Origin of the sequence: Paenibacillus typhae (genome assembly GCF_900099765.1) — a bacterium.
GTDB classification, from domain to species: Bacteria; Bacillota; Bacilli; order Paenibacillales; family Paenibacillaceae; genus Paenibacillus_AQ; species Paenibacillus_AQ typhae.
Genome location: NZ_FNDX01000019.1, coordinates 22,201 through 47,323 on the forward strand (window position 1 = coordinate 22,201; position 25,123 = coordinate 47,323).

Annotated in this window: 23 protein-coding genes; 22 read left to right on the plus strand and 1 reads right to left on the minus strand. The window is 53.2% G+C overall.

Translation table 11 applies throughout. From position 1 onward, the window contains the following. Window positions 1-8: 8 nt before the first annotated feature. From BLR64_RS16305 to BLR64_RS16405, 21 genes are all read left to right on the plus strand, one after another. Entirely contained in the window at window positions 9-530 is a 522-nt protein-coding gene (locus BLR64_RS16305) for a YceD family protein (protein WP_090715738.1), read from the plus strand. A gap of 53 nt (window positions 531-583) precedes the next feature. Further along, a complete protein-coding gene (gene rpmF, locus BLR64_RS16310; protein WP_019911234.1) occupies window positions 584-757 on the plus strand; it encodes a 50S ribosomal protein L32 in 174 nt (57 codons plus the stop codon). A gap of 1,046 nt (window positions 758-1,803) precedes the next feature. Next, window positions 1,804-2,400, plus strand: coding sequence for a transcription factor FapR (gene fapR / locus BLR64_RS16315; RefSeq protein WP_068725862.1), 597 nt, complete (start codon window positions 1,804-1,806; stop codon window positions 2,398-2,400). Continuing rightward, window positions 2,384-3,373 carry a phosphate acyltransferase PlsX gene (gene plsX / locus BLR64_RS16320; RefSeq protein ID WP_090715739.1) on the plus strand — a complete coding sequence of 330 codons (990 nt, stop codon included), beginning with the start codon at window positions 2,384-2,386 and terminating at the stop codon, window positions 3,371-3,373. Before fapR ends, plsX begins: the two co-directional genes overlap by 17 nt. An 8-nt stretch (window positions 3,374-3,381) precedes the next feature. Then, window positions 3,382-4,371: a beta-ketoacyl-ACP synthase III gene (locus BLR64_RS16325; protein ID WP_090715837.1), complete on the plus strand. Its 990-nt coding sequence runs from the start codon at window positions 3,382-3,384 to the stop codon at window positions 4,369-4,371. A 74-nt stretch (window positions 4,372-4,445) separates the two neighbouring features. After that, window positions 4,446-5,369 carry an ACP S-malonyltransferase gene (fabD, locus tag BLR64_RS16330; RefSeq protein WP_090715741.1) on the plus strand — a complete coding sequence of 308 codons (924 nt, stop codon included), beginning with the start codon at window positions 4,446-4,448 and terminating at the stop codon, window positions 5,367-5,369. A gap of 42 nt (window positions 5,370-5,411) precedes the next feature. Then, window positions 5,412-6,161 carry a 3-oxoacyl-[acyl-carrier-protein] reductase gene (gene fabG / locus BLR64_RS16335; protein WP_090715742.1) on the plus strand — a complete coding sequence of 250 codons (750 nt, stop codon included), beginning with the start codon at window positions 5,412-5,414 and terminating at the stop codon, window positions 6,159-6,161. 122 nt (window positions 6,162-6,283) lie between these two features. Continuing rightward, window positions 6,284-6,517, plus strand: coding sequence for an acyl carrier protein (locus tag BLR64_RS16340; protein ID WP_019911228.1), 234 nt, complete (start codon window positions 6,284-6,286; stop codon window positions 6,515-6,517). A gap of 222 nt (window positions 6,518-6,739) precedes the next feature. Further along, window positions 6,740-7,978: a beta-ketoacyl-ACP synthase II gene (gene fabF / locus BLR64_RS16345; RefSeq protein WP_082707985.1), complete on the plus strand. Its 1,239-nt coding sequence runs from the start codon at window positions 6,740-6,742 to the stop codon at window positions 7,976-7,978. A 15-nt stretch (window positions 7,979-7,993) separates the two neighbouring features. Then, the gene (rnc, locus tag BLR64_RS16350; RefSeq protein ID WP_090715744.1) at window positions 7,994-8,698 is read left to right on the plus strand and encodes a ribonuclease III; all 705 of its coding nucleotides are present in this window, start codon (window positions 7,994-7,996) and stop codon (window positions 8,696-8,698) included. Window positions 8,699-8,903: 205 nt separating this feature from the next. Then, window positions 8,904-12,473 carry a chromosome segregation protein SMC gene (gene smc, locus BLR64_RS16355; RefSeq protein WP_090715745.1) on the plus strand — a complete coding sequence of 1,190 codons (3,570 nt, stop codon included), beginning with the start codon at window positions 8,904-8,906 and terminating at the stop codon, window positions 12,471-12,473. A gap of 29 nt (window positions 12,474-12,502) precedes the next feature. Continuing rightward, a complete protein-coding gene (ftsY, locus tag BLR64_RS16360) occupies window positions 12,503-13,507 on the plus strand; it encodes a signal recognition particle-docking protein FtsY (RefSeq protein WP_090715746.1) in 1,005 nt (334 codons plus the stop codon). Window positions 13,508-13,892: 385 nt separating this feature from the next. Then, window positions 13,893-15,356: a circularly permuted type 2 ATP-grasp protein gene (locus BLR64_RS16365; protein WP_090715747.1), complete on the plus strand. Its 1,464-nt coding sequence runs from the start codon at window positions 13,893-13,895 to the stop codon at window positions 15,354-15,356. Between the two features lie 73 nt (window positions 15,357-15,429). Continuing rightward, entirely contained in the window at window positions 15,430-16,383 is a 954-nt protein-coding gene (locus BLR64_RS16370) for an alpha-E domain-containing protein (RefSeq protein WP_090715749.1), read from the plus strand. Next, on the plus strand, window positions 16,380-17,246 hold the full coding sequence (locus BLR64_RS16375; protein ID WP_090715750.1) for a transglutaminase family protein: 867 nt from the start codon (window positions 16,380-16,382) through the stop codon (window positions 17,244-17,246). Before BLR64_RS16370 ends, BLR64_RS16375 begins: the two co-directional genes overlap by 4 nt. Before the next feature lie 351 nt (window positions 17,247-17,597). Then, window positions 17,598-18,407 carry an SDR family oxidoreductase gene (locus tag BLR64_RS16380; protein ID WP_090715752.1) on the plus strand — a complete coding sequence of 270 codons (810 nt, stop codon included), beginning with the start codon at window positions 17,598-17,600 and terminating at the stop codon, window positions 18,405-18,407. 152 nt (window positions 18,408-18,559) lie between these two features. Next, a complete protein-coding gene (locus BLR64_RS16385; protein ID WP_090715754.1) occupies window positions 18,560-18,904 on the plus strand; it encodes a DUF1801 domain-containing protein in 345 nt (114 codons plus the stop codon). Window positions 18,905-18,931: 27 nt separating this feature from the next. Continuing rightward, window positions 18,932-19,321: a DnaJ family domain-containing protein gene (locus tag BLR64_RS16390; RefSeq protein WP_090715755.1), complete on the plus strand. Its 390-nt coding sequence runs from the start codon at window positions 18,932-18,934 to the stop codon at window positions 19,319-19,321. Between the two features lie 134 nt (window positions 19,322-19,455). After that, a complete protein-coding gene (hrpB, locus tag BLR64_RS16395) occupies window positions 19,456-21,951 on the plus strand; it encodes an ATP-dependent helicase HrpB (RefSeq protein ID WP_090715757.1) in 2,496 nt (831 codons plus the stop codon). Window positions 21,952-22,157: 206 nt separating this feature from the next. Beyond that, window positions 22,158-22,817, plus strand: coding sequence for a general stress protein (locus tag BLR64_RS16400; protein WP_090715758.1), 660 nt, complete (start codon window positions 22,158-22,160; stop codon window positions 22,815-22,817). A 714-nt stretch (window positions 22,818-23,531) separates the two neighbouring features. Further along, window positions 23,532-23,891: a replication termination protein gene (locus BLR64_RS16405; RefSeq protein WP_068726179.1), complete on the plus strand. Its 360-nt coding sequence runs from the start codon at window positions 23,532-23,534 to the stop codon at window positions 23,889-23,891. Window positions 23,892-23,893: 2 nt separating this feature from the next. Here BLR64_RS16405 and BLR64_RS16410 read toward each other — a convergent pair whose 3' ends face one another. Then, on the minus strand, window positions 23,894-24,457 hold the full coding sequence (locus tag BLR64_RS16410) for a TraR/DksA C4-type zinc finger protein (RefSeq protein ID WP_090715760.1): 564 nt from the start codon (window positions 24,455-24,457) through the stop codon (window positions 23,894-23,896). A gap of 188 nt (window positions 24,458-24,645) precedes the next feature. Here BLR64_RS16410 and BLR64_RS16415 point away from each other — a divergent pair, with 188 nt between their 5' ends. Next, on the plus strand, window positions 24,646-25,029 hold the full coding sequence (locus BLR64_RS16415) for a DivIVA domain-containing protein (protein WP_090715762.1): 384 nt from the start codon (window positions 24,646-24,648) through the stop codon (window positions 25,027-25,029). Window positions 25,030-25,123 lie beyond the last annotated feature (94 nt).

Genomic DNA, 25,123 nt, shown 5'->3' on the forward strand with positions numbered 1-25,123 from the left:
TGATGAATATGAAGATTCACTTTCGCAAATTGGCAAATGCCGACGAGCCTCTGCACCTCCATGAGACACTGGATGTCAGCGAGCTTGTCAAAGGGCGGAAGGATATACTTTCTGTTGCACCGCTTACAGTGAACCTTAAAGCGCTGCCCGCGGGAACCGATAGTGTGAACGTGGTAGGAACATTGGAAGGGAATGTGGACATGTTATGTGCACGTTGCCTCAGCGAGGTTAACAGCAAATTGAACATTCCTTTTGCTGAGACTTTCAAATGGCTTAAGCAGCCGCTTCTTCCAGATGACGAAGATGACGAACTCATCTACGCCACGGACGAGATTGTGGATCTTGTTCCTTATGCGGAAGAAAACTTCGTACTGCACTTACCGGATTCGGTATTGTGCAAGGCAGACTGTCTTGGTCTTTGTCAGACATGTGGACAAAATTTGAACGAAGGCACCTGCAGTTGCGACAACACAGTAGTCGATCCCCGGCTTGCTGCGTTGAAAGGATTCTTTACCAAGCAAGATGACTAAGAACAAATCCCGGGTTATAACGGGTCAACAACAAATTCAGGAGGTTGATAATCATGGCAGTACCACAACGCAGAACGTCCAAGACTCGCCGCGACAAACGTCGCACTCACTTCAAACTGGTAGTACCAGGTATGGTGAAATGTGAACAATGCGGAGAGCTGAAACTGGCTCACCACGTATGCAAAGTTTGCGGAACTTACAAAGCTAGAGAAATCATCAAACAATAGTTTGTGATAAGAGATAGCACTTCATCTTAGGGTGGGGTGCTTTTTTTTTATGGGCTTAAGAGTTTTTCCCGAGCCTGATTGGATTGTCGTCACTTTATTTCACGCATTAAACGCATTAACCGGAATTCTAGTGATTGGTTGTAAAATCGCTGCTTATTTTAGCCCGGAATCCACTTTGGGCATCAAAACAGTGGAATTAAGTGACGTTATTCCAATTAGGCTTATCTTTTATGCGTCCATTAAATCAGACAGTCAGTCTATACTTGAGTCTAACGGACACCAGCGCCTTTATTTTCACCAAAAGAGAGCGATTTCCCGTCTAACGGACCGTAGTGCGCTTATTACCTCTCATGAAGCTATTATCTAGGCCAATATCAGTATTTAACGGCGCTGGAGTCCGTTAGCCTGCTGGGAAGGGGCTCCAAGCACCAATAAGGGCTTCCCGGTCCGTTACTCTCTGCTGGAACATTGGGCGGAACTCGAGCTTGACCCTTTTCGGGAAAATCCCCACCGACCTAGCAGTTAACCTTCTCAGTTGAACTTTCAGTTAGGCATTCATTTGCCCTTTCAGTTGAGCTTGCTGCTATGCCTCCGGCGAAACTTCCGGATAACCGATGGTTTAAGCTCCCATTGAGCCCGATAAATACACTGCAACCCTGCTTGTGCGGTTTTGTCCGCTTGATCCATAAATAACTTACGTCAATTGCAGCTGGCCTTCTGCTTGCCGGAATCCCGGAAACAGGGCTGACCGCCCCGGCAGAGGATACCTTAGAAATGTAACTTTCATGTCAATGCTTTATTTTTGGCGGCTGATGCTTTATACTACATATTAGTACCTGGTTCTAAAATGAAATTTTAACCATAACGTAAGTGATCACAGCGGCCTTTCCGCGGCCGGATGCTTTGTTCAAATATAAGAATACTAAAGGCGTAACGCCATAAATCATCCTTATATTACAGGCTGTTTACGGCAAACCTTCCGCTTCCGGACGGTTGAGCAGTGAACAGCCTGAGCATGTGCCAGGAGGTGAGCCGCCATAGAGCGGATGTCCAAGAAAGAGCGCCAGCAGAAGCTGCTTCAGATCATCGACGGCAATCCGTTTGTGACAGACCGGGAGCTGACCCGGCAGCTCAAGGTGAGCATCCAGACGATCCGGCTGGACAGGCTGGAGCTGGGAATACCGGAGCTGCGCGAACGGATGAAGCAGATGGCAGAGCACTCCTATGATCAGGTGCGTTCACTGCCGCCTGATGAAGTGGTCGGTGACATTGTGGATCTGCAGCTGGACAAGAGCGGTATATCCATCTTTGAGATCCGTGAAGAGCATGTTTTCTCCAGAAACGGGATCGCCCGCGGCCATTATGTGTTTGGACAGGCGAATTCGCTGGCGGTGGCTGTAATCAACGATGAGATTGCACTGACGGCTTCCGCCGATATCCGGTTTGTGCGGATGGTGCGGCTCGGAGAGAAATGTATTGCCAAAGCGCAGGTGCGTTCACTTGCCGGCCGGGGCGGCAAGGCCGAAGTGGACGTGTTTACGTATGTCGGGGAAGAACTTGTGTTTCAGGGTCATTTCGTAGTATACCGCTCTGCAGTTGAAGAATACAGCGAAGGGGGAAACCGCAATGCTGATCGCCATTGATGCCATGGGCGGAGATAACGCACCCGAATGCAATGTGGAAGGTGCTTTGTCTGCGGCCGCAGAATGGAGCGATACCCAGCTGGTGCTGGTCGGCGACCAAGCCAGGCTTGAGCCGCTGCTGAAGAATAAGCCTTCGAACGTGACGGTGCGTCATGCGGGGGAAGTAATCGGTTCCGATGAGGAGCCTGTAAAGGCGGTCCGCCGCAAAAAGGATTCATCCATGGTCGTTGCGGGAAGGATGGTGCGCGAGGGTGAAGCCGATGCCATGATCTCTTCCGGGAATACCGGAGCGCTGATGACTACCGGGCTGCTGGTTGTGGGAAGAATGGACGGTATAGAACGCCCTGCACTGGCCCCGATGATTCCTACACTTGATGATGTCGGCGTGCTGGCGCTGGATCTTGGAGCCAATATGGACGCCAAACCGCAGCATCTGGCACAATATGCACTGATGGGCAGTATATACCGCAGCAAGGTGCATGGGATTGCGCGGCCCCGGGTCGGCCTCCTGAATGTGGGGACAGAGCCGGGTAAAGGCAATGAGCTGACCAAAGAAGCCTATCCGCTGCTTGAAGCGCTGCCGGGCATTCATTTTGTCGGAAATGTAGAAGCGCGCGATGTGCTCACAGGCGCATGTGACGTGCTTGTCTGCGACGGCTTTGCCGGAAACATTCTGCTCAAGACACTGGAGGGAACGGCCGGAGCGATGTTTTCCCTCCTCAAGGAGCAGTTCAGCAAATCCCTCAAAACGAAGCTCGGCGCAGCGATTCTGATGCCCGAGCTGAGAAGCCTCAAAGGCAAAATGGATTATAAGGAGCACGGCGGTGCCCCGCTGCTGGGCCTTGGCGGCCTGGTTGTTAAGGGCCACGGCTCTTCGGACGGCAATGCGGTGAAGAATGCGGTCAGACAGGCACGGATTGCGCTGCAGGCGGGCCTTGTGTCCAGCATATCGAAGGAAATTAGCGGGAAGTGAGTGACGAGATGAATCAGTTGCGTTCGGTAGGGATAATCGGGACAGGGAAGTATGTACCTGAGCAAATATTGACTAATAGCGATCTTGAGAAGATAGTTGAAACAAATGATGAGTGGATTGTCAGCCGCACAGGCATCCGGGAACGGCATATTGCGGCACCGCATGAGGCGACCTCGGATCTTGCCTATGAAGCTGCGCTCAAAGCGCTGGACTCTGCAGGGATGAAGGCGGAAGATCTGGAGCTGATTATTGTTGCCACCATTACTCCGGACACATCCTTCCCATCTACAGCCTGCATACTGCAGGATAAGCTGGGAGCCAAGGGAGCAGCAGCGTTTGACTTGTCTGCAGCCTGCTCCGGCTTTGTCTACAGCCTTGCTACAGCTACGAACTTTATTAAGACCGGAATGTATAACAATGCACTGGTTATCGGGGCCGACACTCTTTCACGCATTACTGATTATACCGACCGTAACACCTGCGTTCTTTTCGGCGATGGTGCGGGTGCGGTGATTCTCGGTGAGGTTCCGGAAGGACGCGGATTCCAGTCATTCGACCTTGGAGCGGAGGGCGCAGGAGGCAGCCTGCTGAAGCTTGAAGCAGGGGGCTCACGCCTGCCGGCATCCGCCCAGACTATTGAAGACAAGAAGCATTTCATTTATATGAACGGCCGTGAAGTGTTCAAGTTCGCCGTACGTGTAATGGGTACAGCTACAGAACGCGTTCTGTCCAAGGCAGGGCTCGGCAAGGAAAATATTGATCTGTTTGTTCCGCACCAGGCGAACATCCGGATCATTCAGTCGGCGATGCAGCGCCTGGATCTGCCGGAAGAGAAGGTGGTCGTCAATGTAGACCGTTATGCCAACACTTCCGCAGCTTCGATACCGCTTGCGCTGGTAGAGGCGGCAGAGGAAGGCCGGATGAAGGAAGGCGATACCGTGCTGATGGTTGGCTTCGGCGGCGGACTCACGTGGGGAGCTTCCGTATTGATCTGGTAAACGAATAATGGACCCCGCACCAGCCGCTGGATAGCGGCGGGACAGTGCACGGGTTATGTGAAGGAGTCTGTACAATGGGTAAAATTGCATTTGTCTTTCCCGGGCAGGGTGCGCAGGCAGTCGGGATGGGTAAGGATGTATATGACGCACTGCCGCAGAGCCGTGCCGTATTTGATAAAGGCGATGAGGTGCTCGGATTTTCCTTGAGCCGGCTTGTATTTGAGGGGCCGGACAGCGATCTGAAACAGACTGTAAATACGCAGCCTGCTCTTGTTACAACAAGTGTAGCGTATCTTGAAGCACTTGCCGGCAAGGGACTGGAGCCGGATTATGTTGCCGGACACAGCCTTGGCGAGTACAGCGCCCTGGTAGCCGCCGGCGTGCTTTCCTACGAGGATGCTGTGCAGCTTGTACGGCTGCGCGGACGTTTCATGGAAGAAGCGGTACCGGGCGGGCAAGGGGCAATGGCTGCAGTACTGGGGGCAGAACGCGAGGCGCTTGCCGGGCTGTGCCGCAGTATTTCCGAGGAAGGCAATACTGTAGAGCTTGCTAATGTGAACTGTCCGGGGCAGATCGTCGTTTCCGGCTCTCAGGCAGGCGTTAGCGCTGTTGTAGAACGGGTTAAGGAAGCCGGCGGTAAGCGGGCGATTCCGCTTGAAGTCAGCGGACCGTTCCACTCCTCCATGATGAAGGAGGCTGCTGAGCGTCTGGCTGCCGAGCTGCAGCGCGTAACCTTTAATGCTCCTGCAGTTCCAGTCGTAGTTAATGTAACGGCCTCGCCCGTAAGTGATCCCGAAGAGATCCGTGAGCTGCTTGTGCGTCAGGTATACTCACCGGTGCTCTGGCAGGACAGCGTAGAATGGCTGATTGCTAACGGTGTGGACACCTTTGTTGAGATCGGCTCCGGCAGCGTGCTGGCCGGCCTGATCCGCAAAATCGACAAGACGGTTAAGGTAATAGGCATTAACAGTCTGGAAAGTGTGCAGGCTGAACTGTAACTGCCAGAACTTATACGGGGCACAGGGAAAGGGGAATATAGAATGTTCTCAGCATTAAAAGGCCAGACGGCCCTGGTTACCGGCGGCTCCCGCGGAATCGGACGCAGCATTGCGCTGGCGCTGGCGGAGCATGGCGTGAAGGTAGCCGTGAACTATTCCGGAAGCGAGGCTGCAGCGCAGGAGACTGTAGCACGTATTGCCGAGCTGGGCTCTGAGGGTATCGCACTCAAGGGGAATGTAGGAAGCAGCGAACAGGCGGAGAATCTTGTCAAAGAGGTTATCAACAACTGGGGCAGAATCGACATTCTGGTTAACAACGCCGGTATTACCCGGGACAATCTGATTATGCGCATGAAGGAAGAAGAATTCGATCAGGTCATCGAAACCAATCTCAAAGGTGTGTTTAACTGCCTGAAGGCCGTTACACGTCCGATGATGAAGCAGCGCTACGGCCGGATCATCAATATTTCCTCCGTTGTGGGCGTAACCGGAAATCCCGGCCAGGTCAACTATACGGCTGCCAAGGCAGGCGTGATCGGTATGACCAAATCGGCAGCGCGGGAGCTGGCATCCCGCGGAATTACCGTGAATTGCATCGCTCCGGGGTTCATTGATACCGACATGACCCGTGAGCTGTCCGATGAAGTCCGCAGCGAGCTGCTGAAGGGGATTCCCCTTGCCCAACTTGGGCGGCCGGAGGACATTGCTAACACGGCTGTATTTTTAGCCTCGCAGGGGGCAGCTTATATGACAGGCCAGACACTTCATGTGGACGGCGGCATGTACATGTAAGCCTGAAGAAAGCTTGGAACAGCGATGGAGGGAACGGGAAGAGGCGGCCGGAAAGCGTTTTTTATGCTCTATGGTATTTTGACTTCATATCTCGTATAATACCAAAAGAGGAGGTGAACCGGATGTCCGATGTATTGGAGCGTGTAAAACGCATTGTCATCGACCGCTTGGGTGCCGATGAAGCGGAGGTAACATTAGAAGCGTCTTTCAAAGATGATTTGGGTGCTGATTCTCTTGATGTAGTAGAATTGGTTATGGAATTGGAAGATGAATTCGACATGGAAATCTCTGATGAAGATGCAGAGAAGATTACGACCGTGGGTGAAGTTGTGAAGTACATACAATCTCATACCTAGAGTCATATGATTGAGGGTCCCGCCCCCCTGGGGACGGGACTTCTCCTCATTTTACACATCATTTGAAAGACCAAAGGTGGCCACGGTGCACCTTTATCCGGAGAAAATTACAGAACCGCAGGCAGGACATGCTATTGCGGGGATTGCAGTTTATATAGAGATTTCAGAGAGCAGTGCTTCGCTAGAAATGAAGTATACAGCCTACAGATGGGGTGATTGCGTTTGAGTCATAGAGTGGTTGTTACCGGTATGGGCGTTATAACGTCCCTGGGCAAGGATTTGGATACATTCTGGGATAGCCTGATGAACGGCAAGTCCGGAGTATCAACGGTGGATTCATTTGATGTAAGTGACTACACCACCAAAATTGCAGCTTCTGTTAAGGATTTTGATGCGGAGGAGCGTTTCGGCCGCAAGGAAGCCCGCAAGATGGACCGTTTTGTGCAGTTTGCAGTAGCAGCCGGTGAGGATGCGCTGAGAGACAGCGGACTCAAGATCGGTGAAGATATTGATGCAGAGCGGATCGGCGTATCCGTCGGCTCCGGCATCGGCGGTCTGGGAACATGGGAAGACAATCACAACCTGCTGCTCGAAAAAGGGCCCAAGCGTGTGAGTCCGTTCTTTATCCCGATGATGATTGCCAATATGGGTTCCGGACAGCTGTCGATTAACCTCGGCGCCAAAGGTCCTAATACAACAACCGTTACCGCCTGTGCAACAGGAAGCCACTCCATCGGTGAATCCTTCCGGCTGATCCAGCGCGGGGATGCGGATGCGATGATCTGCGGCGGTTCCGAAGCGACAATCCGTCCGACAGGCATGGCCGGCTTCTGTGCAATGAGAGCCATGTCCACCCGTAACGACGAGCCTGAGAAGGCAAGCCGCCCGTTTGATGTAGACCGTGACGGTTTTGTAATGGGTGAAGGTGCCGGCATTCTGATTCTGGAATCGCTGGAGCATGCCGAGAAGCGCGGGGCGAAGATCTATGCCGAAGTTATCGGCTACGGCCTGAGCGCGGATGCCCACCACATGACCGACCCGGATCCTGACGGTGCAGCACGCTGCATGAAGATGGCCATCCGTGACGCCGGAATTAATCCGGAGGATATCGATTATATCAACGCGCACGGAACATCTACGCCTGCCGGCGACAAGTCCGAAACGACAGCCGTGAAGAAGGCGCTTGGAGACCATGCGTACAAGGTGGCAATCAGCTCAACGAAGTCGATGACCGGACATTTGCTGGGTGCTGCCGGCGGCGTCGAAGCGATCATCTGCGGTCTTTCCCTGCAGAAGAATATGATTGCACCAACGATAAACCTGGACAACCAGGACCCGGAATGTGACCTGGATTATGTTCCGAACGTTCCTCGTGAAGCTGATCTTAACATTGTTATGTCCAACTCGTTCGGATTCGGGGGACATAACGCTACCGTTATTCTCAAAAAATACAAACAGTAAGGGGAGAACAGAGCAGTGAAAGGAGACCTGAAGCAGTTACAAAGCCAACTTCAAATCCAATTTCACGATCCTGTACTTCTGAAGCAGGCCTTTACCCATGCATCCTATGTGAACGAACACCGTTTCAACCAGCATCAGGACAATGAGCGTCTGGAGTTTCTGGGCGATGCCGTGCTGGAGCTTACGGTTTCCGAATATTTGTACAACCTGCTGCCGGACAGGCCTGAGGGAGAATTGACCAAGCTGAGAGCCGCAATTGTCTGCGAGCCTTCTCTGGTCAAGTTTGCCGAGAGCCTGGGCTTCGGCCGGTTTGTGCTGCTGGGCAAAGGGGAAGAACTTACGGGCGGACGTACCCGCCCGGCCTTGCTGGCCGATGTGTTTGAATCCTTCGTGGGAGCGCTTTATCTCGATCAGGGCCTGGAGACAGTGCGCCGCTTTCTGGATAATCATGTTTTTCCGCTGGTGGAGACGGACGGCAAGCTGCAAATGCAGATGAGCGATTTCAAGACAGAGCTTCAGGAGCTGATACAGCATCACGGTTTAGGTACGCTGGAATATCGGATTATTGAAGAGCGTGGACCGGCGCATGAGCGTGAATTTGTTTCTGAGGTGTATATGGCCAGCCAGTCACTCGGCAGAGGCAATGGCCGTTCCAAGAAAGAGGCAGAACAGCAGGCTGCGGCAGCTGCGCTTTTGCGGCTGAAGGAAGACGGTGCTTGAAGCTGTAGTTGCAATCGTACAAGATAAGGCTACCCCAAGCAATTAGCGGAGGAGAGCAGCAATGGTCTGAATGCCGGCGTTTAGGCGGAGGTCAGACCTTTGCTGCTCTTTTTCGTTTTATGGTACAGCATCCATTATAGGCCCCACTTTGTGGGGTTATTTCAGAAACGCTATGTTATAATAGGTCAGAGGTGATAGGCGAGTTATGTTTTTGAAACGGATCGAATTGGCTGGCTTTAAATCTTTTGCCGACAAAACCGAAATGGAGTTTGTTCGCGGCATCACCGCTGTAGTAGGGCCAAACGGCAGCGGCAAAAGCAATATATCCGACGGGATCCGCTGGGTGCTTGGTGAACAGAGCGCCAAATCACTGCGCGGCGGCAAGATGGAGGATATTATCTTTGCCGGCAGCGATGCCCGCAAAGCGGTGAACTATGGCGAGGTTTCGCTGACTCTGGATAATGAAGATCACGTGCTGCCGCTGGATTTCAGCGAGGTTACAGTGACCCGGAGAGTGCACCGCAGCGGTGAAAGTGAATATCTGATCAATAAGCAATCGTGTCGGCTGAAGGATATTACAGAGCTGTTTATGGATACCGGTATCGGGCGTGAAGCGTATTCCATTATCGGCCAGGGCCGCATTGAGGAAATTCTCAGTACCCGTTCCGAGGACCGGCGCGGGATTTTTGAAGAGGCATCAGGGATTGTTAAATATAAATCGCGCAAAAAAGACGCAGGACGCAAGCTGGATGAGACGGAGCAGAACCTGCTGCGTATTCATGATCTGCTCAGTGAGCTGGAGGACCAGATTGGTCCGCTGAAGGAGCAGTCCGAGAAGGCGATCCGGTATAAAGAGCTGCGGGAAGCGCTCAAACAGCAGGAAATATCGGTCTATGTTCATCAGATCGAAGGGATTCATACGGCCTGGAAGGAAGGCAATGCACGGCTTGAGGTACTGAATAAGGAACAGCTGGAGCTGTCTACCATTGTATCTGCCCATGATGCCAAGCTGGAAAGCGGACGGGCTGAGCTGCGGACATTAGAGGAGCAGGTAGAGAAGCTGCAGGAGCAGCTGCTCCGTTACAGTGAAGCTTATGAAAAGAGCGAAGGCTATGGCGAAGTGCTCAAGGAGCGCAAAAAGAATCTGGAAGCCAACCGTGAACAGCTGCTGTCCACGCTCGGTTCCGTAGGTGAGCGTTCGGCAGACCGGCAGCGTGAGCTGGCCGAGCTGGAGCTGAAGCTGCAGCAGGCCCGTCAGGCGCTGGAGGGTCTCCGGAGGCAGATTGCCGAGGAAGAGAGCAGGCTGGAAGGCGTCGCCGGCGGCATCAGCCAAAGTAAGGAAGAGCAGCTCAAAAGTGCATTGCTTGAACTGATGAACCTGATGGCCCAGGCCCGCAATGAAATCCGCTATGCGGACCAGCAAAAAGAAAGCCTGGAGCGGCGGATGAGCCGGAGCAGGGAAGAAAGCGGCAAATGGACTGCGCGTCTGGAGGAACTGTCCCTATCCCAAAAAACGCTGAAGGACAAAATTGCGCAGCTTGGCAACGAGATCTCCAAGCTGCGCAACAGCTATATTTCGGAAAGCGAGCAGACCAACAAACGGCATAAGCTGATTGAAGAGACCCAGTCAGGCCTGCGCAAATGGGAGCAGAAGCGTGAGGCGCAGGTGTCCAGGCATGAGACGATGAAAGAAATGCAGGACGACTACGACGGCTTCATGCTAGGCGTCAAGGAAGTGCTGAAGGGGGCCCGCAAAGGCCAGCTTAGCGGTGTTCACGGCGCTGTGGCAGAGCTCATTTCCGTACCGGAGCGGCTGGAAATGGCAGTGGAAACTGCACTGGGTGCTTCGGTGCAGCATGTAGTTATGGAGAACGAAGCAGTGTCGCGCCAGGCAATAGCCTTCCTCAAGCAGCGTCAGCTGGGACGGGCTACCTTCCTTCCGCTGGATGTCATCCGGCCGCGCCAGATCACCGGCAGTGACCGCAGCATGATTGAAGGGGCGGACGGCTTTGTCGGCATCGGCGCCGAGCTGGTTGGCTTCGAGGACAAATACAGCAGTATCGTAGGAAGCTTGCTGGGCAACGTAGTCATCGCTGAGAATCTGGAGCAGGCCAATAAGATTGCAGCCAGATGCCAATACCGCTACCGGGTTGTAACCCTCGAAGGGGATGTCGTTAATGCCGGCGGCTCGATGACCGGAGGCAGCCAGCACAAGAAGAACAACAGTCTGCTGAGCCGCAAACGGCAGATGGATCAGCTGTTCGGAGAGATTGAGGAGAGCGAGCGACAGATCGCCAAGCTGAAGCAGGGCATCGGCCGGCTGAAGGAGGAGCAGGAGAGTGCTTCACGCAAGCTGGAGCAGCTTCGCCATGACGGGGATGAGAAGCGTCTGGAGGAGCAGCGGGTTGCCGGCGATCTGAAGCAGCTTGAGCAGGAGCTGCGCCACGTGCAGGAGCAGGTGGATGGGGCCGGTGCGGAGCGCAGCGGCTTTGAAGCTGAAGTGAAGGCGCTGGAGGAAAGCCGGGTACAAGCGGTAGCTGAGCTGACACGGCTGGAGCAGGAAGAGCAGGCAGCCCATGAGGCGATCCGCAGTGCCGAGTCGGAACGCAAAGCGAGCGAATCGGTCAAGGAGGAGCTGCAGAGCAAACTGACCGGCATGAAGGTAACGGAAGGCAAGCTGGACCAGGAGATTTTCTCACTGGAAGAGCAGCTGCGCCGGATGCGCCAGGATGCCGGATCACAGGACAAAGAGCTGCGCCAGAGCCGCAGCCTTCTCATTACTATGGAGCAGGATCTGGAAGAGAACGTCCGTGAAGCAGTGAAGCAGCAGGAGAACCTGAACAGCTACCGGCTGAAGCGGGATGAAAGCGCGGCAGCGCTTGATCTTGCCCGCGCAGACCGCACTGCGCTGACACGCAGGCTTGAGCTTGCCGAAGGAGAGACCAAAGACCAGAGGCAGGCGCTTCGCGCTGTTGAGGACAAGCTTCGCACAACCGAGGTGTCCGTTGGACGGCTTGATGTGGAGCTGGACAATATATTGCGCAAGCTTAGTGAGGATTACGAGCTGAGCTATGAGCTGGCCAAACAGCGTTATCCGGTACCGGAGGATGTGCCGGCAGCCCAAATGGAGGTTCAGCGGCTGAAGCGCAGTATTTCCGCACTCGGTGAAGTCAGTCTGGGTGCCATTGAGGAATATCAGCGTGTGCATGAACGTTATACCTTCCTCAGCAGCCAGAAGGATGACCTGGTTGAAGCCAAAACAACCCTGTACCATGTTATCCATGAGATGGAAGAAGAGATGTCCAAACGCTTCAAACAGACCTTTGACGCTATCCGCCGTGAATTCGGAACGGTGTTCTCAAAGCTGTTCGGCGGCGGCCGGGCCGATCTGCAGCTGCTTGATCCGGAGAATATGCTGGAGACAGGCATCGATATTGTTGCACAGCCGCCCGGCAAAAAGCTGCAGAATCTGCAGCTGCTCTCCGGCGGGGAACGCGCTCTGACGGCAATGGCGCTGCTGTTTGCCATTCTGCAGGTGAAGCCGGTGCCGTTCTGCGTACTGGATGAGGTTGAGGCCGCGCTGGATGAGGCCAACGTTGTCCGGTTTGCCCAATACCTGCGCGAATTCTCGGAGCAGACCCAGTTCATCGTCGTTACCCACCGCAAGGGCACGATGGAGGAAGCGGATGTGCTGTACGGTGTCACCATGGAGGAGGGCGGCGTGTCCAAGCTCGTCTCCGTGAAGCTGGAGGATGAGGAAGCGATAATCGCATAGTATAGAACCAAACTTAGAGGGGGACCATAATGAGCTTTTTCAAGAAATTAAAAGAAAGCATTTCCGGCAAAACGGAAAGTGTAACCAAAAGCTTCCGTGACGGGCTGGAGAAAACGCGTAAAGGCTTCGTTGAGAAGGTCTCTGACCTGATTATCCGCCGCAAAAAGATCGATGAGGAATTCTATGAGGAACTGGAAGAAATCCTGATCGGCGCTGACGTAGGCGTTAACACAGTTATGACGCTGGTTGAGGAGCTGCGCGGTGAAGTGAAGCAGAAGCGTATTGAGGATGCTTCGGAGCTGCAGCCGATTCTCTCCCGCAAGCTGATGGAGCTGCTGCGCGGCGATGATGACAACAGCCTGAAGGAGAACCCGGACGGCATAACCGTCATTCTGTTTGTCGGAGTCAACGGGGTCGGGAAGACTACGACAATCGGCAAGCTGGCTCACCGCTACAAGCAGGAAGGCAAAAAGGTGCTCCTGGCTGCGGGGGATACCTTCCGTGCCGGAGCGATCGAGCAGCTTGAGGTATGGGGTCAACGGGCTGGAGTGGATGTAATCAAGCAGCAGGCGGGCTCTGATCCTGCAGCGGTAATGTTCGACGCCGTACAGGCAGCGAAGCAGCGGAATGTGGATGTGCTGATCTGTGATACAGCAGGTCGTCTGCAGAATAAGACGAACCTGATGGAAGAGCTGAATAAGATCTTCCGGGTCATTCAGCGTGAGATTCCAAGCGCGCCGCACGAAGTGCTGATGGTGCTTGATGCAACGACCGGTCAGAATGCGCTGAGCCAGGCCAAGCTGTTCGGTGAAAAGAGCGGTGTTACCGGACTTGTGTTGACCAAGCTTGACGGTACAGCAAAGGGCGGTATCGTTGTGGCAATCCGCCAGGAAATGAATCTGCCGGTGAAGCTGGTCGGCCTTGGGGAAAAGATGGAGGATCTGCAGACCTTTGATTCCAGCCAGTTCGTCCATGCCCTGTTTGCCGGAATGATCAGCGAGGAAGCGGCTGAGGCCGGAGAAGAGCAGGAATAAGAATTTAATAGATTCTGACTTAATAAAATCGGAAAGAACCCGTTTACCGGCAGAGGCTGGAGAACGGGTTCTTTTTTTACGGACATTATATCTAAATAACAACATATGAAAAATTCATAATAGTACTGCTTGTCAGCGCTCCCGCATACAATTCATTATATCCTTAACGTTACAGCACCCGGAAAATACACTCAGGAGAAAGGAAGCGATTCCATTTATGCGGAATGGTTCATAAACTCCATTTTGCTGTTATATATATTGACATCAAGAATATCATTTACGTATTATGAGAGTAGAATCAAAGTTTTTCGTGATTAAATCTATAAATTTTAAGCTTTCCGTCAACAAACATAACACATCTGAATATCCGAAAGGAGTCGGGCTCATGTCCAAATTAGATCCTTTGCCCGGTATTTCTCCGTATCCGCTGGAGCATTTTTACGATGAAATGTATGCTGATGAACGGAGTATCCGGCCTCATTACAGACATGTGAGCCGCATGTTTTCCGGGATGAGCCCCGAAGAGCTGCATGCCAAGCAGAAATTGATGCAGCGCAGGATGATGGAAGAAGGAATTACCTTTACACTGTATAATCCGGCCCAGGATCAGCCGATGGAGCGGACGATTCCCTTCGATATGATTCCGCGGATTATCCCGAAGGGAGAATGGGAGCGGCTGGAGGCCGGGATCATCCAGCGGATTACCGCACTGAACTTATTCATTCATGACATCTACCATGAACAATACATTGTAAAGGACGGGATTGTACCCCGGCGGATGATCATCAGCAATGTCTATTTCCGTCCCGAAATGTCGGGGCTCCGTGTCCCCGGCGGGGCGTACGTGACTACTTCGGGTATTGACCTGATCCGGCATCATGACGGGGAGTATTATGTTCTGGAAGATAATCTTCGCACTCCATCCGGCTTTTCGTATCTGTTCAAGGGACGGTCCCTGATGAACCAGCTCTTCCCTGAACTGGCCTTTGCCAGCCGGGTCCGGGATGTGGATCACAGTCTCAACCGGTTTCTGTCGGTACTCCGCAGCCTGTCTCCGTCGAGGACAAAAGATCCGGTAATAGCCCTGCTGACCCCAGGGCAATACAATTCTGCTTATTACGAACATGCTTTTCTGGCGCAGCAAATGGGCATTCATCTGGTTGAAGGACGGGATCTTGTGGCTCAGGACCACAAAATTTATTTGCGGGAAATGAACAGCCTGCGCAGGGTCGATGTGCTGTATCGCCGCCTGGACGATGATTATATTGATCCGCTCGCGTTTCAGCCGAATTCACTGCTGGGCGTTGCCGGTCTGATGAATGCTTACCGGGCCGGCAATATCGCAATCGCCAATGCTCCCGGAACCGGAGTGGCTGATGATAAAGCCATGTATGTCTATGTTCCGGATATGATCCGTTATTACCTGAACGAAGAGCCGATCCTCGGCAATGTGCCGACCTATCTGCTCTCACGGCCGCAGGAACGCCAGTATGTGCTGGATCATTTACCGGAAATGGTAGTCAAGGAAACATCGCTTTCCGGCGGCTACGGGATGCTGATCGGTAGCGAAGCGACGAAGGAAGAGCTAATGGACTTCAGGCTTAAGATTCTTGCCGACCCGGCCCGTTATATAGCCCAGCCTATCATGTCCCTGTCACGGGCGCCGGTATTATCCGGTGCAGAAATGGTACCGCGCCATATCGACCTGCGCGCATTTGTGCTGATGGGAGCGGACCGCAAGCCGCATGTTATCCCCGGCGGGCTGACCCGGGTAGCAATGAAAGAAAACTCTCTCGTCGTAAACTCATCACAGGGCGGCGGAGTAAAGGATACCTGGGTTATGGCCTGATTGCGTAACAAGGCAGCAGGCTTTAGAAAGACAAAGTGCGGCATCAAAATGTGGGAGCGGAGGAGTGATAACGATGCTGAATCGCAACGCGGAGGCTTTGTTTTGGATCGGACGATATATTGAACGGGCGGAGAACCATGCACGGCTGATCGATGTCCATTATCATATTCAGCAGGAGGAGGATTTTCAGTCGGAAGGGCATAAATGGTCAAGACTGATTGATGCATTAGGGGTCAGAAATGAGTATCTCAAGCAGTTTGAGAGCTTTTCCGAGCAGGATGTGCTGTCCTTTATCACACTGGATCTGGGCAATTCCAATTCTTTATTCTCGTGTGTGCATCAGGCGAGGAATAACCTGCGCACACTGCGCCAGCATCTGCCCAGCGAGCTGTGGGACATCGTTAACGGCTTTAATCTCTGGCTTGGGGAGCAATCCGTAGCGGATATTATGAGCGGTCCGCATCAGTTCTACCAGCAAGTCAAAGAGCGTGCGGCTATGTTTCTCGGCGCGGAGCAGTCCGTAATGCTGCGGGGAAACGAATGGCATTTTATCGAAAGCGGACGGTTTCTGGAACGGGCCGAGAATACAACACGGATTCTGCAGGCCGTCACAGAGTCATGCAAATCTAAAGAGAACAGCACCATCTATACCCAGCTCCAGGCTGTGCTGAAATCGGTAAGCGGCTATCAGGCCTTCCGCCGTTATTATGCCGATGATATGTCACCGGAGTGCATCCTGGAATTCTTGATCGTTAATGCACGTTTCCCGCGTTCGGTGCGCTTCTCGTTCCACAAGCTGGAGGAGCATCTGGCCAGACTGGAGCTGGATTCTTCAGAAAAGGGCTCAGGACATGAGAAGGTGATCCGTCAGGCGGGCAAGATTAAGGCCGAGCTGGATTATATGGAAAAAGAGGAGATGTCCGGCGATCTCGCCCTTGATGTCCTGCATTCCCTGATGATCTCCTGCCAGCGGCTGGGGAGAACGATGGAGGGCGCCTTTTTTCGCCGTGAAGGAGCCTATGTATGAAAATTCAAATCAACCACACAACCACCTACTCGTATCCGGAGCCGGTTACGGACAGTGTCAATGAAATCCGTCTGACGCCGCGCACCAACTACCGGCAGTCCTGCTATCACCATGAGGTCGAGGTGATTCCGGCGGCTAACCTTTTGACATATGAGGACTTTTTCGGTAACCGGGTGCACGCTTATTCCGTGAACAAGCCGCATACAGAGATGGTGATTCATACGAAGGCGACTGTCGTGACACTTGATAAAGCACAAGGTGCCGACCTGCCGCATATCCCGCTTGAAGATCAGGTTAAGCTGCTGAATGATGATAAGTTCCAGAACCGGTACATCGAATTCATTCTGCCGACCCGTTACACGGAGGTTACGCCGGAGCTGGTGGAGTTTGCATCTCAGCACCCTTTTGATGCAGCGGATGATATGTATGCCTGGACCAAAAAGCTGTCCTCGACGATCTATGAGCAGTTTACCTATGATCCCGAAGCGACGAGTGTAAATACTACGGTAAAAAAAGCGCTCAAGCTCAAGCGCGGCGTCTGTCAGGACTATGCGCATCTGATGATCGCCGTCTGCCGGAGTGTCGGACTTCCTTCACGGTATGTCAGCGGATACCATTTTGTCGGCGATCTGCAGGGCGGTAATGCCGATTTCGAGCAGGCCTCGCATGCCTGGGTCGAAACGCATATACCCGGAACAGGCTGGCTTGGCTTTGATCCGACCAATAATGCAGAAGTGAACTGGCGCTACATCAAGCTGGGCCATGGCCGGGATTATAAGGATATTGTACCGGTAAAAGGTGTTTACCGCGGCGGAGCCGGGACACTTAGCGTTAAGGTGGATGTACGTAAGCTGGACAGCTGAGGGAATGGAGCTGGCAAGCAGCAGATCATAGAAGTCCCCCCTGATATGGTTAAGCCCAAAAGCCCCACGTTGTGGGGTTTTTATGTTTATACTGGCGGCAGGGATGTAACGTACATGGGGCCGGGAGAAGTGAAATAGGCGGAATGAGGTGCAAAATTGCCTATGAAATAGCCGGAGCAGACCTTAACAGCCTGTATATAAAAGGGCATAAAGCCGGCTTCAGGCACCTGCTTTGGCACAGTTGCACAATGTTTGTGCAAAATTTGCACAAGGGTGATTATAATTGAGCCGCAATTGGGTAATCTTGAAACAGAATCACGAATATGGATGATGTGGAAGGAGAGTGTGCATATGAGCCCAAATATAGCTAAAAAACAGCGGTTTATCGGTAAAACAGCCATAATTACAGGTGCGGGCTCCGGGATCGGCAGAGCGGCAGCGATCCAGATGGCGCGCGAAGGCGCCAATGTAGCTCTTTTTGACCTGGTTAATGAACGCACATCGGTGCTGGAACAGAAGCTGAACAAGCTGCGCAAGGATTGTGCGCTGGCTATTGATGTCGATACCTCTGATGCTGAACGGATGGAGGAAGCGGTACGCAGAACGATTGAGCATTTCGGCAGCCTGGATATTGTTTTTGCCAACGCGGGAATTAACGGTGTGGTCGGGCCGATCGAGGAGCTGAGCCTCATGGATTGGCAGAATACGATCAACGTCAACCTGACAGGAACGTTCCTGACACTCAAATATACGATTCCGCATCTCAAGACAAAAGGCAAGGGCAGTATCATTATTACAAGCTCGATTAACGGAAATACCCGGTTTACGAGCTTTGGCTGGTCACCGTACAGCACGACCAAGGCGGGGCAGGTGGCTTTTGCCAAAATGGCTGCGCTGGAGCTGGCCAAATTCAAAATCCGTGTCAACGTTATCTGTCCGGGTGCGATCTCTACCAATATTGATGAATCAACCGAATTCAATGAAGACGTAGAAGAAATCATCATCCCGATCGAATTCCCGGAAGGAGCCCAGCCACTGGCCGATGGCCCGGGTAAGCCGGAGAATGTAGCCGATCTTGTCTCCTTCCTCGCTTCCGATGAATCCATTCATATTACCGGGGCGCAGATTGTCATTGATGGTGCAGAGTCACTGTTAAGCTAAGGTAGTAAAGCAAGTAGTGAAATATAAGAATTAAGCGACAGCCATACTTCGGGCAGATCTTACCGGGGTAGGGCTGTTTGTGATGCGCAGGGTTGTAAAGTGAGCAGGGTATGGTAAAATCTGTGCATACTATGAATCTGGAGGAGGAGCCTATGAATCAGGAAGTTACTGATTTTATCAATGGTGTAAAACAGCCTTGGCAATTAGATATCTGCAACAGGCTGCGTCAGCTCGTTCATGATTCTATTCCGGATGTGCAGGAACGTATACAGTACGGCAAACCGCATTTTCTCAAAAACGGCAAATATGCAGCGGTTATAACAACTGCGAAGGGATGGGTTACCTTTACTGTTTTTAACGCAGCAGGACTTGAAGTGCCGGAAGGTGTGTTCGAGCCCGGCAAGCCGGAACGGTTAACAGCTAAGCTGCTGGAAGGGAAGCCGGTTAATTATGAGCTGTTTGCTGACCTGCTGAAGCAGGCTTCTGCTGAACTGTAAGTAAACAATGGGAGAGGGGATGGGCCAATGCTGTCATGGCTGGCGGAGCAACGGATTCAGGAGGCAATGAGAAACGGGGAATTTGCAGATTTGCCGGGGCATGGCAAGCCGCTGGAGCTCGAAGACCTGTCAGGCGTTCCCGAAGAGCTGCGGATGTCGTTTAAGATTATGAAAAATGCCGGGATTTTGCCGGAAGAGCTGACTTTGCGGGCGGAATGCGTGACTTTGGAAGAATTACTGGCAGCCTGCCGTAACAGCGGCAATGCAAACTCATCGGAGCAGAAATCCCTTGAATCCAAATTGTCATTAAAAAGATTGCGCCTGCAGCAGCTGCTCCGTGAGCGCGGTCTCGAAAACAGCAGCATTTTTACGGAATACGGTGATCAGATCCGTCAACGGCTGTCGGGTCAGGAATAATAGCTGCATTCAGTGCGCACCAAGATTTCCTCAGGAACCGCTTGAAATCCCGGACCGTTTCGCCCATGCTATAAGAGGCGCCTGGTGATTCAATCAGAGTGCACATAAGACAGACACAGTTATGGAGATACAGAATGAAACAGCTTCCGATTATGCAGGTGCTTCCTGACCTGAAAAAAATATTATCCGCCAGCACAGCTGCTGTGCTTATCGCTGAACCCGGTGCAGGGAAGACGACGGGAACGCCGCCGGCTTTTCTGGATGAGCCGTGGATGGCGGGCAAAACGATATTAATGCTGGAGCCGAGAAGACTGGCGGCGCGTTCGGCCGCTCTATACATGGCTGCCTGCCTTGGGGAGCAAGTGGGGCAGACCGTCGGTTACCGGATGCGGATGGACAGCAAAGTAAGCAGACATACACGTATTACAGTCGTTACTGAAGGCGTCCTGACACGAATGCTGCAAAGTGATCCTTCACTTGGCGATGTCGGTCTGGTCATATTTGACGAGTTCCATGAGCGCAGCCTCCATGCTGATCTTGGCCTGGCGCTTGCGCTAGAGGCGCAGTCCGTGCTGCGCGAAGATTTGCGGATTCTGATCATGTCGGCTACTCTGGATGCAGAACGGGTTTCAGCTCTGCTCGGCGGTGCAGCCATCGTCGATTGTCCCGGGCGGACGTTCCCGGTGGAGACCATCTATGCACCCGCCGGTAATGACGCTGTACTTGAACAATCTGCAGCTGCCGCTGTACGCCGCGCCCTGGCGGAACAGCCTGGCGATGTGCTGGTGTTCCTCCCCGGTGAGCGGGAGATCCGCCGGACGCAGCGCGAGCTTGCCGGCGGCAGCCTTCCTGCGGGCACGGTTCTGCGGCCGCTATTCGGCCAGCTTCCGCAGGCGCAGCAGGATGCTGCGGTGGCTGCAGCGTTGCCAGGCGAGCGCAAGGTGGTGCTGGCGACCTCAATCGCCGAGACGAGCCTGACAATCGAAGGGGTGCGCACGGTAATTGATACCGGCCTGCGGCGCACCCAGGTGTTTTCGCCGCGCACCGGAATGCCGCGGCTCACTACCGTGCCGGTATCCAAGGCATCGGCCGACCAGCGGCGCGGCCGGGCAGGCCGGACGGCACCCGGAGTCTGCTACAGGCTCTGGAGCAGGGAGGAGCATGCCCGGCTTCCGGAGGACAACGTGCCGGAAATGCTTGAGACCGACCTGGCGCAGCTCGCCCTGGAGCTGGCGCTGTGGGGCGTGCCGGGTCCTGCCGCGCTGCCCTGGCTGGACCCGCCGCCCGCTGCGCCTTACGCGCAGGGCGCGGCGCTCTTGCGCCAGCTCGGCGCGCTGGACGCCGGCGGCGCCATTACGCCGCACGGCCGCAGCATGGCCGCGCTCGGCGCACACCCGCGCGCCGCGCATATGCTGCTGCGCGCGGCGGCGCTTGACGAAGCGCCGCTAGCCTGCCGGCTGGCGGCGCTGCTGCAGGAGCGGGACCTGTTCAAGGGTCCCGCGGATCAGGGCAGCGACATCACGCTCCGCGTGGAGGCGCTGCTTGCTTTTGAGCGCTCCGGCGCAAGCGGGAGCGCGGACCCGGCGGCTCTGCGCGCGGTGCAGCGCGAGAGCCGGGGGCTACTGGCGCAGCTGAAGGTTGCGCCGGAGACAATGCCCGGCGACCTCAGCCGCATAGGCCTGCTGTTGTCGTTCGCCTACCCCGACCGGGTAGGCCAGAAACGCGGTGACGGCGCGTTTCTGCTGTCCGGCGGCCGGGGGGCAGCGATGCGCGAGGGGCAGCCGCTGGCCCGCTCGGCCTACATCGCTGCCGCCGGCGTGGATGACCGCGCCGGGCAGGGACGGATACTGCTGGCTGCGGAGCTTGCTGAAGCAGATCTGCTCTTGCACCATGCAGACAGCCTGACCGAGGAACGGGCTGTCTTCTGGGACAAAGAGAGCGGAAGCGTGAAAGCGCACCGGCGGACGATGTTTGGCGCACTGGTATTAAAGGAAACGACGCATGAGCGCCCGGATGCAGAGGAGATTGAGGAGGTACTGCTGTCCGTAATTGCTGAAGAAGGCTTGGATATGCTGCCGTGGGACAAAGGTACGGCCCAGCTGCGTCAGCGGATGGCTTTTATGCATACGGTCAGAAAAGACTGGCCTGATGTCTCAGATGAAGCTTTGTTAAATACATTAGGGGACTGGCTTCGCCCCTATCTGCAGGGCATGCGTAATTTGCGGGATCTGCAGCGTCTGCAGCTGTCCAGAGCGCTTGAAGGGATGCTGGACTGGAACAGCCGGCAGACGCTCGACCGGGAAGCACCCACTCACATAACGGTGCCCAGCGGGTCACGTGTGCCGCTTGATTACAGCAACCCGGGTGCTCCTGTTCTGGCGGTTAGGCTGCAGGAAATGTTCGGCCAGGTAGATACGCCGCGGATCGGGATGGGACAGGTTCCAGTGCTGCTGCATCTGCTCTCGCCGGCAAGGCGGCCGATGCAGGTAACCGCTGATCTGGGGAGCTTTTGGCGCAGTACTTACTTCGAAGTGAAAAAGGACTTGAAGGGACGTTATCCCAAGCACTATTGGCCGGATGATCCGCTGCAGGCGGTGGCTACCAGCCGGACCCGGCCGGGCAATAAATGATCTGTATAGGTTCCTAAGCAATAGCTTCTGCCGACTTCTGCTGCAATCAGCTGTGATGCTAAGTGCAAATTCGTCATCTAATTATCTGAGTAATCCTGTTAGGTGTCTGTTCCTCTTTCAAATTGTCATCCATCCCTATACACTGTTTGATTGAACGATAATAGGGTAATAATGTAGCGAACGACAATTACGAAGGAGGGCTTCAAGTGACTACCAAAAAAATCGTAGGCATCTTTGATACGGAACAAGAAGCAACCAGAGCAATTGAAGATCTGCAGAGCAAAGGCATCAGAAACGACGAAATATCCATCATTACCAGAGACCGTGATGAATTACAAAGTATTTCTGAAGATACAGGCACCATGGCGCCGGAAGGTGTAGCAACCGGAGCAGCCACAGGCGGTGTAGTCGGCGGGGTTGCCGGACTGCTTGCCGGAATCGGGGCGCTTGCCATACCGGGCATCGGGCCGATTCTCGCAGCCGGACCGATTGTGGCTACACTGACAGGTGCAGCTATCGGTGCAGGCGCGGGCGGACTTGTCGGCGGCCTGATTGGCCTGGGCATTCCGGAGGACGAAGCGCGTGAATATGAAGGTTATGTCGACAGCGGGAAAATCCTGGTTCTTGTCGATGACAACGGAAGAGGGAATGCAATCCATGATGTCTTCCGCGGCAACCGGTCATTGAACTCCAGCCGGTATGACTCTATTTACAATTCGGATACTACCACAGATACGCTGGCTGACAGAGGGGCTACCAACCCTGACCTTACTCCGGATGATACCACAGTAGGGAATACGCTGGGCAACAGAGGTTCCATGAATGCCGGCAGTGATCCGGATCTCTACAACCGTAACCGGATGTAACCGGGATCTCGCCTGAATGGTGAGATCAGACCGGAATAACTATTCCGGTAAAATGAATATGAGATAATCAAGACTGCATCTTTCGGAGCCTATCCGGAGGTGCAGTTTTTCATTTTTAAGCCCCTGTTGCCCAGTGCAACAGATATACCGGCTATACCGTTTTTATAATCTATTTACGTAATTTAAACATATGAAAAATTCACAATAAGCATACTAGGCACACTAAACAGACATTAGGAAATAAAAATCAAAAAACATAAGATACGAACTGGATTCAATGACTCCAAGGCGGGAAGCTGCTCGGAAATATCATATTGAAAAATTTAGCTATCTAAATGATTTAGCGCGAATTAATGGGCATGATGCTTTAGATTATAACCCTATGTATTCTAATTATTATTGTCAATATTACAACATATGAAAAATTCACAATAACAACATTAAAAAAAATAACCTCCTCCCTACACCAACGAACCATATCCAATACTCTCGTCTCACCCTAGAAACATCAAAGCCGGAAAAAGTGAACCCGCATCACTCAAATGGTATACCGTCATTCGTGAAGAGGGGGACAATGTCGTTTTTAATACCGTGAGATTTCATCCAACAATATGATTCTTTCGAATTATGAAATTAGATAAATAGGCGCTATACTAGAGTTAATATTTTCCGTTGACGGGTACCGGCTGGCGGGAGATGAACAGGAGGGATAACATGGCTTTTATGATTGCCCAGCGGGCATTTATCAAGGTGTATCTGATTACGATGGTTGAGCAGCATAAGGGATATGGTTATCAGATGCTGGAGGATTTGCGGAGGGATTTCAAAGCCTATGGCTATTCACCTCCCCAGAGTGAGGTATACCGCGCCCTGCACGAGCTGGTGCAGCAAGGAATACTGTACCGCACCAAGCAGCTGAAGGGGAATGATCCCAAGGTCGATTTTCAGGAAATCGTCCTTTATCATTTCACGGCTGACGGGGAGGAGAAAGCCCGGCTGTACAAAAAACAGGTAAAAACTGATTTAGACCGCTGCCTGGGTATCCTTAACAAAGCGGTCTCAGATAATTATTAACGTCAGGAATCCTGATCATCCGAGTCATGGCCGGGAAGCGGAACGGGTGAGCTTGCGCTTCCGTAATCCTCTACAGAATCCCAGGCGTCAGCATCATCAAATCGGCCGCTATGCTCCTGGCGGGTCTGGCCTGCCCCGGAAGGAGGCGGGGTCATTACCTGTTCTTCAACAGGGCGTTCATCCGCAGATTCCCGGCCGGGCACATGCTCAACTGCATAAGGTGTATAAGGAATGGCCTCAAGGCGTTCATACGGGATCTCCTCCTTACTGATGACACAGATCCCATAGGTGCCTTCTTCCATCCGCTGCAGGGCAGCTTCAATATCTTCCAGCTCATCTCTGAGCGCATTATTAATGCCGAGATCCCGGCTTCGTTCAAAGGTTTCGGTGCCTGCATCCGCCGGATGATTGTCTACCGTTGACAATTCACCGGTTGATACCCGGAGCGATTCGCCGAGCAGGCTGTTTTCTTCATCATTATCTTTGAAATGCTGCTCCAGCTCCTGTCTGCGTTCTTCCAGCGCATTCTTTAGTGCAGCCAGCTGCTGATCTGTTAAGTGACTCATGGTTCCATCTTCCTTTCGGCGTTTAGAGTAGTGTTATTGTGTAATCTTCCTTACCCTATTCACTAGGCAGGCAATCAGCTGGAGAAATAGAGCAGAAACTGCAACTTTAGTGATATTTTCATACCGCTTTCAGCCTGCTATAATAATTACTGCCATAAGAACATAGACAAAGCATGGAGGTCACAGCAATGGACGAACATATGAAACGCAGACTGGATAAACAAAGAAAGCTGTTCAGCCAGCTTGGTATTACGCTCGATGCACTCACCATACATGAAAAGGAATTCAGCATGAAGCTGCGCGGTTACGATGCTGAAGAGGTGGACACTTTTTTAGATAGTGTGATCAAGGACTACGAACGGTTTTATGCAACCATCGCTGATTTGATGGATAAATGGCAGGAGCAGCAGCTGGAGCTGCGCGATTTGAAGGAGCAGAGCAAGGCTGCAGCAGCAACGCCACCAGTCATCCGGGGAATTGATCCGCAGGATCTCGAAGATATTGTGGCCAGACTTGAGGGCAACCTCCGCCAGTTAAAGGACAAACTCCCCCGCACAGAGAAATACTTGTAACCGCCGTATTTTCACATACAATCCTTAGGATCCAATACCGGCGTCAGCAGGCGTTAGCTTGTTTGACGCTGCTTCCGGCGTAAACTTAAAGGTA

Excerpts from the sequence above, each read along its gene's own strand:
- BLR64_RS16385 (WP_090715754.1), top strand. The coding sequence starts at position 18,560 with ATGAATCAGGAAGTTACTGATTTTATCAATGGTGTAAAACAGCCTTGG.
- BLR64_RS16390 (WP_090715755.1), top strand. The coding sequence starts at position 18,932 with ATGCTGTCATGGCTGGCGGAGCAACGGATTCAGGAGGCAATGAGAAAC.
- fabD (WP_090715741.1), top strand. The coding sequence starts at position 4,446 with ATGGGTAAAATTGCATTTGTCTTTCCCGGGCAGGGTGCGCAGGCAGTC.
- fabG (WP_090715742.1), top strand. The coding sequence starts at position 5,412 with ATGTTCTCAGCATTAAAAGGCCAGACGGCCCTGGTTACCGGCGGCTCC.
- plsX (WP_090715739.1), top strand. The coding sequence starts at position 2,384 with ATGCTGATCGCCATTGATGCCATGGGCGGAGATAACGCACCCGAATGC.
- BLR64_RS16375 (WP_090715750.1), top strand. The coding sequence starts at position 16,380 with ATGAAAATTCAAATCAACCACACAACCACCTACTCGTATCCGGAGCCG.
- BLR64_RS16370 (WP_090715749.1), top strand. The coding sequence starts at position 15,430 with ATGCTGAATCGCAACGCGGAGGCTTTGTTTTGGATCGGACGATATATT.
- rpmF (WP_019911234.1), top strand. The coding sequence starts at position 584 with ATGGCAGTACCACAACGCAGAACGTCCAAGACTCGCCGCGACAAACGT.
- fapR (WP_068725862.1), top strand. The coding sequence starts at position 1,804 with ATGTCCAAGAAAGAGCGCCAGCAGAAGCTGCTTCAGATCATCGACGGC.
- BLR64_RS16365 (WP_090715747.1), top strand. The coding sequence starts at position 13,893 with ATGTCCAAATTAGATCCTTTGCCCGGTATTTCTCCGTATCCGCTGGAG.
- smc (WP_090715745.1), top strand. The coding sequence starts at position 8,904 with ATGTTTTTGAAACGGATCGAATTGGCTGGCTTTAAATCTTTTGCCGAC.
- BLR64_RS16380 (WP_090715752.1), top strand. The coding sequence starts at position 17,598 with ATGAGCCCAAATATAGCTAAAAAACAGCGGTTTATCGGTAAAACAGCC.
- hrpB (WP_090715757.1), top strand. The coding sequence starts at position 19,456 with ATGAAACAGCTTCCGATTATGCAGGTGCTTCCTGACCTGAAAAAAATA.
- BLR64_RS16405 (WP_068726179.1), top strand. The coding sequence starts at position 23,532 with ATGGCTTTTATGATTGCCCAGCGGGCATTTATCAAGGTGTATCTGATT.
- BLR64_RS16410 (WP_090715760.1), bottom strand. The coding sequence starts at position 24,457 with ATGAGTCACTTAACAGATCAGCAGCTGGCTGCACTAAAGAATGCGCTG.
- ftsY (WP_090715746.1), top strand. The coding sequence starts at position 12,503 with ATGAGCTTTTTCAAGAAATTAAAAGAAAGCATTTCCGGCAAAACGGAA.
- BLR64_RS16340 (WP_019911228.1), top strand. The coding sequence starts at position 6,284 with ATGTCCGATGTATTGGAGCGTGTAAAACGCATTGTCATCGACCGCTTG.
- BLR64_RS16415 (WP_090715762.1), top strand. The coding sequence starts at position 24,646 with ATGGACGAACATATGAAACGCAGACTGGATAAACAAAGAAAGCTGTTC.
- BLR64_RS16325 (WP_090715837.1), top strand. The coding sequence starts at position 3,382 with ATGAATCAGTTGCGTTCGGTAGGGATAATCGGGACAGGGAAGTATGTA.
- BLR64_RS16305 (WP_090715738.1), top strand. The coding sequence starts at position 9 with ATGAAGATTCACTTTCGCAAATTGGCAAATGCCGACGAGCCTCTGCAC.